The organism is Plantibacter sp. MDV22-iso1 (genome assembly GCF_058408345.1).
In genome coordinates, this window is sequence record NZ_JBZVDY010000001.1 from 1,509,960 (window position 1) to 1,522,817 (window position 12,858).

16 protein-coding genes are annotated in these 12,858 nt (G+C 68.4%); 6 read left to right on the forward strand and 10 right to left on the reverse strand.

Going from position 1 to position 12,858, the window contains the following annotated elements; all coding sequences use genetic code 11:
• Positions 1 to 45 precede the first annotated feature (45 nt).
• Both AC4PMY_RS07280 and AC4PMY_RS07285 read right to left on the reverse strand, forming a co-directional pair.
• Entirely contained in the window at positions 46 to 741 is a 696-nt protein-coding gene (locus tag AC4PMY_RS07280) for a hypothetical protein (RefSeq protein WP_491622319.1), read from the reverse strand.
• Positions 742 to 918: 177 nt separating this feature from the next.
• Entirely contained in the window at positions 919 to 1,743 is an 825-nt protein-coding gene (locus AC4PMY_RS07285; protein WP_491622320.1) for a helix-turn-helix transcriptional regulator, read from the reverse strand.
• 215 nt (positions 1,744 to 1,958) lie between these two features.
• Here AC4PMY_RS07285 and AC4PMY_RS07290 point away from each other — a divergent pair, with 215 nt between their 5' ends.
• From AC4PMY_RS07290 to AC4PMY_RS07300, 3 genes are read left to right on the forward strand one after another with little or no spacing between them, the layout of a single operon-like run.
• Positions 1,959 to 3,170 carry an inorganic phosphate transporter gene (locus AC4PMY_RS07290; protein WP_491622321.1) on the forward strand — a complete coding sequence of 404 codons (1,212 nt, stop codon included), beginning with the start codon at positions 1,959 to 1,961 and terminating at the stop codon, positions 3,168 to 3,170.
• 11 nt (positions 3,171 to 3,181) lie between these two features.
• On the forward strand, positions 3,182 to 3,490 hold the full coding sequence (locus AC4PMY_RS07295; protein ID WP_491622322.1) for a hypothetical protein: 309 nt from the start codon (positions 3,182 to 3,184) through the stop codon (positions 3,488 to 3,490).
• A 2-nt stretch (positions 3,491 to 3,492) separates the two neighbouring features.
• Positions 3,493 to 4,221, forward strand: coding sequence for a DUF3349 domain-containing protein (locus AC4PMY_RS07300; RefSeq protein ID WP_491622323.1), 729 nt, complete (start codon positions 3,493 to 3,495; stop codon positions 4,219 to 4,221).
• A 49-nt stretch (positions 4,222 to 4,270) separates the two neighbouring features.
• Here AC4PMY_RS07300 and AC4PMY_RS07305 read toward each other — a convergent pair whose 3' ends face one another.
• Complete coding sequence (locus tag AC4PMY_RS07305) at positions 4,271 to 4,873, reverse strand: TetR/AcrR family transcriptional regulator (protein WP_491622324.1); 603 nt, start codon at positions 4,871 to 4,873, stop codon at positions 4,271 to 4,273.
• Between the two features lie 132 nt (positions 4,874 to 5,005).
• Here AC4PMY_RS07305 and AC4PMY_RS07310 point away from each other — a divergent pair, with 132 nt between their 5' ends.
• Positions 5,006 to 5,707: an SDR family oxidoreductase gene (locus tag AC4PMY_RS07310; protein ID WP_491622325.1), complete on the forward strand. Its 702-nt coding sequence runs from the start codon at positions 5,006 to 5,008 to the stop codon at positions 5,705 to 5,707.
• Positions 5,708 to 5,784: 77 nt separating this feature from the next.
• Here the strand turns inward: AC4PMY_RS07310 and AC4PMY_RS07315 are convergent, their stop codons facing one another.
• The 3 genes from AC4PMY_RS07315 to AC4PMY_RS07325 form a co-directional block, all read right to left on the reverse strand.
• On the reverse strand, positions 5,785 to 6,777 hold the full coding sequence (locus tag AC4PMY_RS07315) for an NADP-dependent oxidoreductase (RefSeq protein ID WP_491622326.1): 993 nt from the start codon (positions 6,775 to 6,777) through the stop codon (positions 5,785 to 5,787).
• Between the two features lie 208 nt (positions 6,778 to 6,985).
• Positions 6,986 to 9,298 (reverse strand): transglutaminase domain-containing protein, encoded by a 2,313-nt coding sequence (locus tag AC4PMY_RS07320; protein WP_491622327.1) that lies wholly within the window; start codon positions 9,296 to 9,298, stop codon positions 6,986 to 6,988.
• Between the two features lie 217 nt (positions 9,299 to 9,515).
• Positions 9,516 to 10,142 carry a LysE family transporter gene (locus AC4PMY_RS07325; protein WP_491622328.1) on the reverse strand — a complete coding sequence of 209 codons (627 nt, stop codon included), beginning with the start codon at positions 10,140 to 10,142 and terminating at the stop codon, positions 9,516 to 9,518.
• Positions 10,143 to 10,212: 70 nt separating this feature from the next.
• Here AC4PMY_RS07325 and AC4PMY_RS07330 point away from each other — a divergent pair, with 70 nt between their 5' ends.
• On the forward strand, positions 10,213 to 10,632 hold the full coding sequence (locus AC4PMY_RS07330) for an Lrp/AsnC family transcriptional regulator (RefSeq protein ID WP_064295056.1): 420 nt from the start codon (positions 10,213 to 10,215) through the stop codon (positions 10,630 to 10,632).
• Positions 10,633 to 10,713: 81 nt separating this feature from the next.
• Positions 10,714 to 10,971 (forward strand): hypothetical protein, encoded by a 258-nt coding sequence (locus AC4PMY_RS07335; RefSeq protein ID WP_071261596.1) that lies wholly within the window; start codon positions 10,714 to 10,716, stop codon positions 10,969 to 10,971.
• Between the two features lie 30 nt (positions 10,972 to 11,001).
• Here the strand turns inward: AC4PMY_RS07335 and AC4PMY_RS07340 are convergent, their stop codons facing one another.
• The 4 genes from AC4PMY_RS07340 to AC4PMY_RS07355 all read right to left on the reverse strand — a co-directional run bounded on the left by AC4PMY_RS07340 (position 11,002) and on the right by AC4PMY_RS07355 (position 12,841).
• Positions 11,002 to 11,337 carry a hypothetical protein gene (locus AC4PMY_RS07340; protein ID WP_491622329.1) on the reverse strand — a complete coding sequence of 112 codons (336 nt, stop codon included), beginning with the start codon at positions 11,335 to 11,337 and terminating at the stop codon, positions 11,002 to 11,004.
• A 94-nt stretch (positions 11,338 to 11,431) separates the two neighbouring features.
• On the reverse strand, positions 11,432 to 11,968 hold the full coding sequence (locus AC4PMY_RS07345; RefSeq protein ID WP_064295093.1) for an MOSC domain-containing protein: 537 nt from the start codon (positions 11,966 to 11,968) through the stop codon (positions 11,432 to 11,434).
• A gap of 54 nt (positions 11,969 to 12,022) precedes the next feature.
• On the reverse strand, positions 12,023 to 12,529 hold the full coding sequence (locus AC4PMY_RS07350; RefSeq protein ID WP_491622683.1) for a GNAT family N-acetyltransferase: 507 nt from the start codon (positions 12,527 to 12,529) through the stop codon (positions 12,023 to 12,025).
• A 105-nt stretch (positions 12,530 to 12,634) separates the two neighbouring features.
• On the reverse strand, positions 12,635 to 12,841 hold the full coding sequence (locus tag AC4PMY_RS07355; RefSeq protein WP_491622684.1) for an Lrp/AsnC ligand binding domain-containing protein: 207 nt from the start codon (positions 12,839 to 12,841) through the stop codon (positions 12,635 to 12,637).
• Positions 12,842 to 12,858 lie beyond the last annotated feature (17 nt).

Sequence of the window (12,858 nt, forward strand, 5' to 3'; positions counted from 1 at the left end):
CGCCCACCTCGGCGACCCCGTCGTCAGCGCGTCGCGTGAACGGTCTCACCCCACCGGGACCTGGAAGTCCTCGCTGCAGGGGACGTTGTCCTGCCCGGTTTCGAAGTGACCCGTCGGCGCCTTGCGCTTGACGTCGTCGATGTAGTGGGTCTCGGTGCTCTGCGAGTAGCCGTCTCCACCCTGGAATTCGTAGACGGTGATGTCGACGCGGATCCGGCCGGTCTGCTCGACGTACTCGGTTCCCGCCGTCACCGCGTTCTTGTAGCCCGGAATCGCCGTCACCTCGGCCCGGCGTTCGTTGGTCGTGGTCCTGGTCTCCGTGTAACCGCCGCTGGCCTCGATGCTCACGACGTCCTTGATGTTGAGGGAGACGCCCCCGCCGGTGGTCCACGACTGGGCGAAGGACTTCACATCACCCAGCGTGAGCTTGAGGTCGCTGACCGCGCCGGCGTTGCAGTTGGACAGCGGCTCGCCGTAGCGCACCCATTCGAGCGGGAGCGGGGTCTCGCCCTGCACCTCGAAGGTGCACGAGCCCTCCATGGCACCCGTCGACGCCGGCTCCCCGTTGCAGGTCTTCATCAGCATGTCGTCGTTGTAGGGGTCTTCGTCGGCGGATGCGGGACCTCCGGCGATCAGCGCCCCGGTGAGCGCGAGCAGTGACCCGGCGGCCAGGAGGTGCCGCTTCCGACCTCCGCTGAATCGAGTGGCGTTCACGTGTGTGGTCGTGGTCTCGGTGTTCATGGTTCCGTCCTTTCGCCGTACGTTCCTGTCGCTGTTCCCCGCCGGTCGTTCCGACGTATCGTCAGCATGACGCGACCGACTCGGGCTCGACAACGGAAGCGGCGGATGCTGAGGCGATCGCCTAACGAGCCGGAGGGGTCGACGAATGCGTGATAGAGGCGCGGGCCGCCGTGGTCGTCACGCGAGCTGGTCGTCGTCCTCGCGCTCGCTGGGCTGCGCCAGGGCGACTTCGGGATGACGGCGCCCCGCTTCGAGCTGCGCCGGAGTCGACGGACGGCGGCGGAATCTGGCGGCGAGCACACCGCGGACGAACGCCACCGCCACGAGCGCGGTCCGGTTCTGCACGTTCCAGGCCTTCATGAGCTTGCCGAGGTGCCAGCTGACCGCCTGTCGGCTGTAGTTCGTCTGTTTGGCGATGTCATCGTTCGAGAGCCCGTACGCGGCGAGCGTCAGCATGTGCTGCTCGGTCTCGTCGAGCTCCGGACCGGTGGCGACCAGTTCGACCGGCGCTTCGTCCACGCCCTCGGCGACGACCGCTCCGACCGGCATCAGCGATCCCTGAGCCCGATCGAGCCGCGCCCGCTCCTGGTTCCAACTCTCGACCCAGCAGGATCCGAGCTCGTGAGCCACCCAGGTCGCGCGCGTCATGGCGAGCACGACCTGCGAGGGTCGGGCGGGCTGGAGTTCGAACATGACGGCTGAGAACACCGCCAGCGCCGGATACGACCCCCGTAGGGCCGTGGAGAAGGTCGCCCCCGGCTCGTTCGCCGAACGGATCGCCACACCTCTCAGCTCGGTGAGACACCTGGGCGAGATGGGTCCGCCGCGCTCCACGGCACGCAATGCGGCCGGGAGGACGACGGGAACGATCTCGGCGTACCGGGCCCGGAGCCACGCTCGCGTCTCGGGTTCGATGTCGTCGAACGGTGGGTCCTGGAGGAGGAGGCTGAATTCGTGGACGCGGTGGTCGAGGTGCAGTCCGAGATGTCGCCGTTCGCCCATGAGCCCCCGCCAGCCGCCAGTTCGCCCCCGGTCCGCAGTGCTCGGGGGCGCCGCCTCACACTGTATCGGCACGCGATGACCTCGACGGCGTTCGAGCGGGTCGGGCTCGCCAAGGTGGACTGACGGGCCGCGCTGGCCCCTCCCCACGTGAACAACGGGTGAATCCGCCCGCTCACCCGTTGTCGATCCCGCGATCGAGGAGCAAGCTCGTCGCCGTGGACCCCATCATCCTGCTCTCCCTCGTCGTGATCACGGCGCTCGCCTTCGACTTCACGAACGGCTTCCACGACACGGCGAACGCGATGGCCACCTCGATCGCCACCGGTGCGCTGCCGCCGAGGGTCGCGGTCACCCTCTCGGCGGTGCTGAACCTCGTGGGCGCGTTCCTCAGCATCGAAGTCGCGCTCACCGTCACGAACGCGGTCGTGAAGATCCAGGACTCGTCGGGAGCTCCCGATCCGGCGCTGCTGGAGGGCGGCGGCTCGGCACTCCTGCTGATCGTGCTCGCCGGGCTCATCGGTGGCATCATCTGGAACCTGCTCACCTGGCTGCTCGGTCTGCCGTCGAGCTCGTCGCACGCGCTCTTCGGCGGTCTCATCGGCTCGACGCTCGCGGGCCTCGGGTTGAACGGCGTGAACTGGGCCGGTGACGGCTCGAAGCTCGACGGCGTCGTCGGCAAGGTCATCCTCCCGGCCCTCATGTCGCCCGTGCTCGCCGGCGCGGTGGCAGCGATCGGCACCTGGCTCGTCTTCCGGGTCATCGGCAACCTCGCTCAGGGACGTCTCCACCGCGGCTTCCGGATCGGACAGATCGGCAGCGCGTCGCTCGTCTCCCTCGCCCACGGCACGAACGACGCACAGAAGACGATGGGCGTCATCACCCTCGCGCTCATCGCGGCCGGCGGCTGGGACGACACCGAGTCGGTCCCGCTCTGGGTGAAGCTCGCGTGCGCCCTCGCGATCTCGCTCGGCACGTACATCGGCGGGTGGCGGATCATCCGCACCGTCGGCAAAGGCATCGTGGAGTTGAACACGCCGCAGGGCATGGCCGCCGAGAGCTCCTCCGCTGCGGTCATCCTCGCCTCGAGTCACCTCGGCTTCGCGCTCAGCACCACACACGTCGCGACCGGATCGATCCTCGGCTCCGGCGTCGGACGGCCGGGGGCGCAGGTGCGCTGGCGGGTGGCGCTCCGAATGGTCGTCGCCTGGGTCATCACCCTCCCGGCTGCCGCGCTCGTGGGCGCCGTGATGTGGTGGCTCGGTCACCTCGCGGGCGGGGCGATCGGCGGGATCCTCATGGTCGCGATCCTCGCGGGTGTCGCACTCACCATCTACCTCCGCTCGCGCCGCGACAGCATCGGATCCCACAACGTGAACGACGACTGGCAGGACGCCCCCGCCCGTTCGTCGCAGAAGACCGCAGCGTAAGGACGTCGGACATGTTCATGCTCTTCCTCGAAGCCGCCGGTCAGGTGGCCGTCATCGCGCTCGTGCTCGGAGCGGGTCTTCCCACGCTCTTCGCGCTGGGTGTCCGCTCGTTCGCGGTCGCCGGAGGTGCCGCGGCCGAAGACCGGAGCGGGTCGGCCACGCCGACAATCCCGTCGGCGCTCCTCCGCGCCATCGGCGTGCTGTGCTTCGCCGTCGTCGTCGCTGCAGTGCTGGTCGGGCTCACGATCATCGTGGCCACTGGTCTCGGGCAGGAGGTCAGCTTCGACCACGTCTTCCCGACCTTCACCCCGAAGGACTGAGGATGTCGGACGAGAACGGCGCAGGCGGGGCCGGAGCCGACGCGATCCGCGAACCGGCCACCGGCAGCGGGTCAGGGGTGGTGGCCCGTGTCGTCGGTTGGCTCCGCGCCGGATACCCGACGGGTGTGCCCGAGCATGACTACGTGCCGCTGCTCGGCATCCTCCGACGGAGCCTCACCCCCGAGGAGCTGGACCAGGTCGTCGGCGGGCTGCTCATCGACGCGGAGCAGGCGGAGGCGTCCGGCGAGCCGATCGGCCAGGATCGCCTGCGGGCGCGCGTCGAACAGCTCCTCCTCGGTCCGGCGCTCCCGGAGGACCTCGTCCGCGTCTCCGCCCGGCTCGCGAGCGCGGGGTGGCCGCTCGGCAGCCCGGACGACGTCCGAGCGGCGGCGACCGACCAGGACGTCGGTCGGGCGGCACGCGCGACCCTCCTCGAGGAACGCGGAGGGCTGGTCGCCCGCATCGTGCGCTGGCTTCGAGCCGGGTACCCTGCAGGATTCCCCGAGCAGGACTTCGTCCCGCTCGTCGCGCTCCTCCGTCGTCGGCTGAGCGACGCCGAGGTGGCTGAGGTGGGCGCGCGCCTCGCGGCGGAGGGCGACGCGTCGCTGAGTCGGGTCGACGTCGCCACGGCGATCGCCCGGGTCACCGCAGAGTTGCCGAGTGACGAGGATGTGGAGCGTGTCCGCCGGTCGCTCGCCGAGCACGGGTGGCCGAGCGACTTCGCGGTCTGAAACCCGCCCACGGTCCACGTTGCGAGTCATCTGCAGGACGGTTCCCGGCTCAGCTCGGAAGGATCACCCGCACCTGTGCCTCGATCTCCGCGACGATCTCGTCGATGGTGTTGCCGACGTTGATCGTCGCCGCCATGCTGACGAACATGATCGCGGACACGATGTGCGCCGTCGTCGCAGCGCGCTCGGCGGTCATGAGGTCGTGTCGTCGCAGCACCGCGGCGATCGCCTCCTCGGTCTGCACGGTGAGGGCGAGCGCGGCGCGGTGATACGGCTCCTCGGGATCGCCGAAGACGATCTCCCGCAGGTAGGTGCGGCCGTTGTCGACCTGCTTCCGATTGCACTCCACGACCGGGCGAATGATCGCCATGACCGCATCGAGCGGGTCGGCGGCGGCTTCGGCGTCCGCAACCCCGCGGACGAGTGCATCCGCGTAGGTGGAGTTCTGCACGAGCAGCAGGAGCTCACCCTTCGTCTTCGCATAGAGGAAGAGCGTGCCGGTGCCGATGTCGGCACGGTCGGCGATCTGCTGCGTGGTCACGTCGTCGACCCCGTGTTCGGCGAACAGCTCGCCGGCTGCCGCGGTGATGCGTTCGAGTTTGTCGAGCTTGTTGCGCTCGCGGCGACCGAGCGGCCGGGGTTCGGCGGTCATGGGTGTCCTTCGGGAATACAAGATGATTGCGCTCAGTTGTGAGCATAGTCAGTGGATCGCGACATCGCTGGATGTCGCTCATTGTTCCACGGCCACATCGGAACCACTCATTCGAACAGAACGGTCAACCACATGCCCTCACTCAACGGAGCAGTCGTCCTCGTCACCGGCGCGAACGGCGGCATCGGGACCAACTTCGTCCGCGACGCCCTCGAGCGCGGCGCCGGCAAGGTCTACGCCACGGCTCGGAACCCGCGCACCTGGGACGACGAGCGTGTCGTCCCGCTCGCGCTCGACGTCACCGACCCCGCTTCGATCGCCGCCGTCGTCGCCGCGGCCCCCGACGTCACGATCCTCATCAACAACGCCGGCACGAACGCGTCGACGCCCGGCATCCTGTCGCACACCGACGAGGAGATCCGGACCAACGTGGAGACCAACTTCCTCGGCCCACTCTTCCTCGCTCGCGCGTTCGCACCGATCCTCGCCGCTAACACCGGATCCGCGATCATCGACATCCACTCCGCCCTCAGCTGGTACGCCGTCGCGGGAATCTACAGCGCGACGAAGGCCGCGCTCTGGTCGGCGACCAACTCGCTGCGCCTCGAACTCGCCCCCGCGGGCGTGCACGTCGTCGGCGTGCATGTCGGCTACGTGGACACGGCCATGGCCGCCGGCGCGACCGACCCGAAGCTCGAGCCCGCCGTCCTCGTGACGAAGGTGCTCGACGCGACGGAGGCCGGTGAGTACGAAGTCCTCGCGGACGACACCTCGGTGCAGCTCAAGGCCGCCCTCAGCGCCCCACTCGAGGCGGTCTACCCGCAGCTCGCCTGACCCTTCCCGAGAGTGCACAAAACGCTCCCAAACGTCGTGTTTGGGAGCGTTTTGTGCACTCTCGCTGTCATCACTGACTAGTCCGCGATGACCGCTTTGCCACGGATGCCGCCACCGGCGAGCGAGCCGAGGGCCTCCACCGTGTCGTCGAAGGGGAACACCCGTCCGACGACGGGACGGATCGCCCCGCTGTCGATGAGGGCGGTGATCTCGCGCAGCTGGTCACCACTCGCCTGCATGAGGAGGAACCGGTAGCTCACGCCGAGCCGCTTGGCCTGCCTGCGGATCTTGCCGCTCAGTGCGGAGATCGCGAGCCGGAGCACCGCGCTGAGACCGACGGACCGGGCGAAGTCCGGGGTGGGCGGTCCGGCGATGCCGACGGCCGTTCCACCGCGTTTGAGGATGCGGAGCGACTTCTCGAGGTTCTCGCCGCCGAGGCTGTCGAGCACGAAGTCGTATCCCCGGAGGAACTGCTCGAAATCCTCGGTGCGGTAGTCGATCACGGTGTCCGCGCCGAGTTCGCGCACGAAGTCCGCGTTGGAGGCGCTGGCCGTCGTCGCGACCTCCGCACCGAGCTGCTTGGCGAGTTGGATCGCGATCGATCCAACCCCGCCCGCACCGGCGTGGATGAGGACCTTCTGACCGGGCTGCACGTCGCCGAGCTCGACGAGGGCCTGCCAGGCGGTGAGTGCGACGAGCGGCAGCGATCCTGCCTCCACCATGCTGATCGACGCCGGCTTGAGCGCGACATCCGCCTCTGCGAGAGCGATGCGCTCGGCGAAGGTCCCGATCCGGTGATCACGAGGACGCGCGTAGACCTCGTCACCGGGCTTGAAGCTGCGGACATCCGCGCCGACGCGGATCACGGCGCCGGCGACGTCATGGCCGAGGATGATCGGCAACCGGTACGGCAGGATCTGCTTGAACTCGCCGAGACGGATCTTCTCGTCGAGTTGGTTGAGGCCGGCGGCCTGTACCTGCACGAGGACGTCGCCGGCACCGACGACGGGCTCGGGCACCTCGGTCTCGTGCAGTGGGGACGCGTAGCTCGAGATGGTGAACGCCCTCATGGGTGGGGCTCCTTCCGGGTCGATTTCCCGGATTGACCCGAGTTAGCTCAATTATGAGCAGACTCAGTTATTTTGTCAAGGAGCCCCCACAGCCGCCCCGACGCCCAACTCCCCCAACCACATCACGCCCCGACTGGGCACCACAAGACCATCGGGCCGCTGGTCGAGCGGCAGCCGTCAGACCCTCGACGACGAGGATGCTCGCCGATCAGGGCGTCGCGTACGCGGGGATCGACGAGTCGATCATCCAGTACGTGTCCTCGACCCGCTGCGCGGTGTCGGTGAAGCCCGAGTCGGGGATCATGAGGTACGCCGAGGGGTCGCCGCCATCGTTCCAGGTGGTGTCGACGGCGAGCCACTGCCCGTCCACGAACACCTTGTTCCACGCGTGCGGCCCACCGGAGAGGACGTCCCCGGTCACGACCACCGTCTGCACGCCCGCGGCGTTCGCGAGCGCATTGAAGGCGTAGGAGTAGCTCGCGCACACGCCGAGCCCCTGCAGCAGCGTCCCGGTGGCGTTCCAGGCGTACTCGTAGCCGACCGGGACCCCGTCGAACGCGTCGCCCTGCAGGGTCGCGAAGGCGGTGTCGTCGTACTCGGCGTTCGAGACGAGCCACTCGTTGAGCGCGGTGACCTTCTCCCGATCACTCAGCCCCTCGGGTGCCACTGCCGCCACGACCTCGTCGACGCGTTGCTTGAGTTGCGCCTGCAGCGCCGCCACCTCGTCGTTCGGCAGCGAATACGTCACGAGCAGGGTGTCTCCCCCGTCGCGGAGTCCGACGTAGCTGACGTTGAAGACGTAGGGGTTCTGGGCCCGCGCCTCGTACACGGCGTCGTACGGGTCGGGCGCTCCCGGAGTGTCGACGAACTCGGAGATGTCGATCGACTTCGTCTGGGCGATCAGGTGCCCGGCGAGGAACCGGGTGAACTCGGTGCTGCCGTAGACCGGGTAGTCGGTGGGTGGCACCTCGGACACCGGTTCGGCGTCGGTGTTCTCGGGCGCCACGAAGGCGTCGAACCGCGGCATGCCGGTCGGCGGGGCAGCCTCCTGCGCTGCGGCGTTGAACTGGGCGATGGCCGCGACCGGGTCGGGGGTCGACCGCTTCGTGATCGGGATCCACTCCCCCAGCTGCGTGTTGCGCCCACGGAGCGGGACGACCCATCGATCGCCGTAGTCGAGCACGGCGCTGTCATCGAGGTACGCGACGGTCGAGCGGGTGCGCCCGTCGACCGAGACGAACGGCAGCACCTTCTGCACGTTCTCGATGCCCTCGATGTAGCCGCTGGCACCCCAGTTCTTCAGCGCACGCGTGGAGTTCGACGCGACCTCGAGCGGGAGGAAGCCGGCGGAGCGGGTGAAGTCGTACGGCTTGTACGGGGAGAACGAGGTTCCGTCGGTGGCGATCACGCCGAGGTCGAACCCGATCGTCTCGGCGGCGATCTCCTCCTCACCGGCGTCCTGCTCCTCACCGCCGGCCACGTCGTCCTCGGTCTGCGAGCGGTAGTTGTAGGCCTGCAGCCCGATGTTCTGACGACTGACGAACGGGGCTTCCTTCACCTCGAGGTTCTCGGTGTCGCCAGCGGAGGACCACTCGGTCCCGTCGACCTCGGCCACCAGTTTGAAGACGCCGTCACCCCGCTTGGTGACCTCGTGGTGCACGATCAGGTAGGTGTCGGCGCCCTCCACCGACTCCCAGGACAGCGTGACACCGCCGCTGTCGTCGGCCGCCCCGAAGGTCACCTCGGGTGCCGAGTACTCCGACTCGACCGTGAACTTCGTCACGAGCGGCTTGTCCCGCTCGGTGCCGTCCTTCTCGAGCCGGCTCACGAGGAAGTACTCGTCGTGCAGGCCCCAGCGGCCGCGGGACGCCCCGGCTTCGTCGAGGATGTCCGCCTCGGTCTTCCCGAAGGTCTTCCCGAGTTCGGTTCCGGAGATCGTCACGCCGCCACCGGAGTCGGACTGGTACACCGAGTACTCGGCCTGCTTCGTCAGTGCCGCGTCGTAGAAGACCTGGAACGCCCATGGGGGCGCGTTACCGCCGCGGTCGAGGTCGTCGGTGTCCGCCCGCTTCTTGTTCTCTGCCTTGACGTTGTAATCGACGTCGATCTCGAACTCGTGGTCGCGTTCGAGGCCCGCCTGTGGGGCCGTGAAGTCGTAGAGTGCGGACTGGTCGGTGGTGATACGGCCCTCGTCGCCGCCGTTGATGGCAGGGACCACGACGAACGCCGCCACGACGGCGAGCGCGGCCGCGATCGCGACGCTCCCGGTGACGATGCCGATTGTGCGGCCCCGCCGTTTGCCGGGGCGCTTCGACCGGTGTGGCTGCTGTGGCTGACGCTGAGCCTGCTGCGGGGCTGGTGACTGCTGCACGGGTCGTGGCTGCGATGACGGCTGCGGCTGCTGCGGGGCGCCGCCGCGCACCTGCGGGGTCCACTCCGAGCCGTTCCAGTACCGCTGCCCGGTCGGGTTCCACGGGTCCGCATACCAACCGGCCGGCGTACCCCCATGCGATTCCGTCACCCGACATCCCCCTTCAATCCGAACGCATCACTGCGATGACCCCATCAAAGCAACGCAACATACGTTATTCGATTCACGGGAATCGGGAAGCGAATCGGCCCGCCGTCACCGCACGACCACGAGCGGTCAGATCGTCGCGCCGACGTCCCGGAACCCCTGCGGGGACGTGCCGGCGAGGCGCTGATCGACGGACGAGCCGGCGCTCACAGGGCGAAGATCACAGCGCCTGGATGATGAGGGCGACACCGAATGCGACGATCAGACCGTTGCCGACGATGGCCGTCCACCTCCGAAAGGACGCGCCCGTCCTCCGCCGCAGTCCGGCTCCGAGCGCGACCAGCAGCGCTTGCCAGCCGAAGGACGCGAGCCCGACACCCACGATGAAGGCGACCGCCGTCGACCCTGATGCCGTGAACTCGGTGAGCCCGGTCAGGATCGCCGCGAAGTACACCAGCGTGGCCGGGTTGATCGCCGTCAGGCCGAGGAAGAGCAGGTAGCGCTGACGCGAGGTGCCCGAGCGGCCTGCGGGCCGTTCCCCGGCTGACGGCTTCGCACGGAGGCCCTGCAGGAGACCGTGCACTCCGAGCGCGACGACAGCGACACCACCGAGGAGCTGCGGCCAGGGAGACCAGCCGTTCACGATGGGCGCGGCGAGCGCACCGGCAGCGACGGCGACCGTGCAGTACGCCACGTCCACCGTCGCTACGGCGGCGGCCGCAGGCAGTCCACGGCGCAGCCCGCGCATGATGCCTTCCTGGAGGAGCAGCATCCCGATCGCCCCGAGCGGTGCGGCCAGGGCGAGCCCGGCGACGGAACCGGCGAGGAGGGCGACGAGAAGGTCCATGCCGACGACTCTGGTGCAGCACACCGGTCGAGACAGTGTGTTCTGGCAGTGAGACGGCATACTGTGTCGCATGGACGACCTCGACAGTGCAATCATCGATGTTCTGCGGACCAATGGGCGCATTTCGTTCAGTGAGCTCGGTCGTCAGATCGGGTTGAGCACGAATGCGACTGCGGCTCGTGTCCACCGCCTGGAGCGCAGTGGTGTCATCACCGGGTACCGCGCGATCCTCGGCTCCGACGCCCCGGTAGCCGAGGACGGGCTGGAGGCGTTCATCGACGTCCGACTCGACCCCGCGCGTCAGTCGGAGGAGTTCCTGGAGTGGACCCGTCGGATCCCCGCGATCAGAGACGCGGTGCACGTCACCGGCGCTTACGACTACCTCGTCCACATCCGCGTCGCGGGCACCGCGGCTCTCGACCGCCTCCTCCGCAGCATGAAGAACGACGGCGGCGCGACCCACACGCAGACGCGATTGGCGCTCCGGTAGATCCGAGACCCGAATCCGTCCTGCCGGCGCAGCGACGCGGATAGCATCGCCTTGACCGTCCAGCGAAGAGGAGGAGCCGTCATGTCCACGGATGAGAAGCGGCCGCATGTGCCACTGCGGGACTTGGTCGGCGATCTGACTGCCGCTCCGCTCCCTGAAGGCACACAGGCCGAGGCGATCTTCATGATGGTGAAGCTCGACGACGGATCATGGTGCGTGCGGTCGGTCGGTGACACCTATAACGTCGCGGAGTTCGTCTTGGAACTGAACGGCTACACGCACGCCGTCACGATGACGACCGCGCGCGAGTGGGTCGATGACGAGGACGACGTCGTGTAGCTCAGGGGCGACCCATCGCCCCGTTACGGTTCAGCGAGCGCGCTGGGCGCGGGCCTCCCATTCAGCGCGCGACAGGAACGGCGCGCCTGCCAGCCGGACGACGATCCCGGTCCTCGAGTCGACCTGGTCGAACTCCTGATACTTGAGCCTGAGCGTCGTGTAACCCGCGCGGCGCTCCCGCTGATCGGCTCGCTTGAACGCCGCTTCGACGGCGTAGCTCACGACGATCAGGATGACCGTTGCGGCGAAGGGAACATCCCACGCAGCTCCGACCACCAACATGATGGAACTGGAAACACCCGCGATGACCAAGAGGACGCAGACGGCCAACAACGTCCTCGCCCAGACCCAGGCGGAAATCGGCACGACCGGTGCATACCGCTTCACAACCGCATCCCCCTGTCTCGACCGGAACCCTGATCGAGCACGGCCGGTGTGATCACGCTACCGCGGCCTGTCTCTAGACCGGCGCGAGGGGTTCCCGGGCTCCGTCCGGAAGTTCCACGGTGATCGGGTCACCGGGCTGCACGACGCCGCCGGCGAGCACGACACACATGACTCCCGCCTTGCGGACGGTGCGACCCTCGGCGTCCGTACCGACGACCTGCTTGAGCAGGCCTGGTTCGAAGCGGTCGATCTGGACGCAAGGATTCCGAAGCCCTGTCACCTCGACGACGGCGTCCGTCCCGAGTCGGAGCACGGCACCCGCGGGGAGGTCGAGGAGCTCCAGCCCCTCGGTGGTGATGTTCTCGCCCAGCTCACCCGGGGCGAGATCGGCGTCCACCTCCGCGAAGAGCTCCCGGTGGATGAGGTGGACCTGTCGGAGGTTGGGCTGCGTCGGATCCCGTCTCACGCGGGACCGATGCTGCACCGTCGCACCGAAATGCGCGTCGCCTTCGACACCGAGACCAGCGATGAGCGTGATCGCGTCCCGTCGCGGCTTGGAGAAGCGGTGCTCATCGTCGCTGCTGACCGAGACGACACGGGCGTTTGTCATCACCCCAGTGTGCACGGGGCCAGCGCGGATGACCACTCGACCCACACGACACGGTCAGTCGTGCAGGATCACCTGGTACAGGTTGTGGTCCTGCCAGGTCCCGGCGATCCGCAGGTACGACGGCGCCATGCCGATGTGCTCGAACCCGGCGTTGCGGAGCACCCGTTGCGAACCGCGGTTGTGCAGCAGGGTGCTCGCCTCCACCCGATGCAGGCGGAGGTCGTCGCGTGCCACCCGCAGGATCGCCCGGACGGCGGCCGTCGCGAGGCCCTTGCCCGCGTACTCCGCATCCACCCAGTAGCCCAACCCGGCGTTCTGGAACGGGCCACGGACGATCCCCGACAGATTGAACCGGCCGACGATGGTCGCGCCGTCGAACAGGCCGAGCGAGTGTGCGCTCCCGGCGGCGCTCGACGCGAGCTTGCTGGTGAGGTCCGCCGCTTGCGCCGCCTCGGTGAAGAACTCGTCGGATCGGGCCGGCTCCCACGGGGCCAGATGGTCGCGGTTTCGCACGTATGCGGCGGCGAGTTCCCGCGCGTCGCCGAGTTCCAAGGGCCGCATGTCGATGCCGTCGGTGAGGTTGGTCACGGTGAACACCCGTCAACGGTAGTCGCCGCCGGGTGCACTCGACCAGCCCGATGCGACATGCGGACCGCAGAGCGAGATTCAGCGACTGGCGATGGGGTGGGCCGGGTACTCGCGCAGCACCAGGGCCGTGCTCACAGGACCGAACCGACCGATGGCGTCGATGATCTGCTCGAGGCGTTCCGGCGAGGAGGCGTGCACGTCGAGGACGAAGCAGTCCTCGCCGGTCACGCGGTAGATCCGGTGGATCTCCGGAAGCTCGTCGAACTGGCTCAGCGACGCCTTGATCTGTGCGTGGGTCGTCC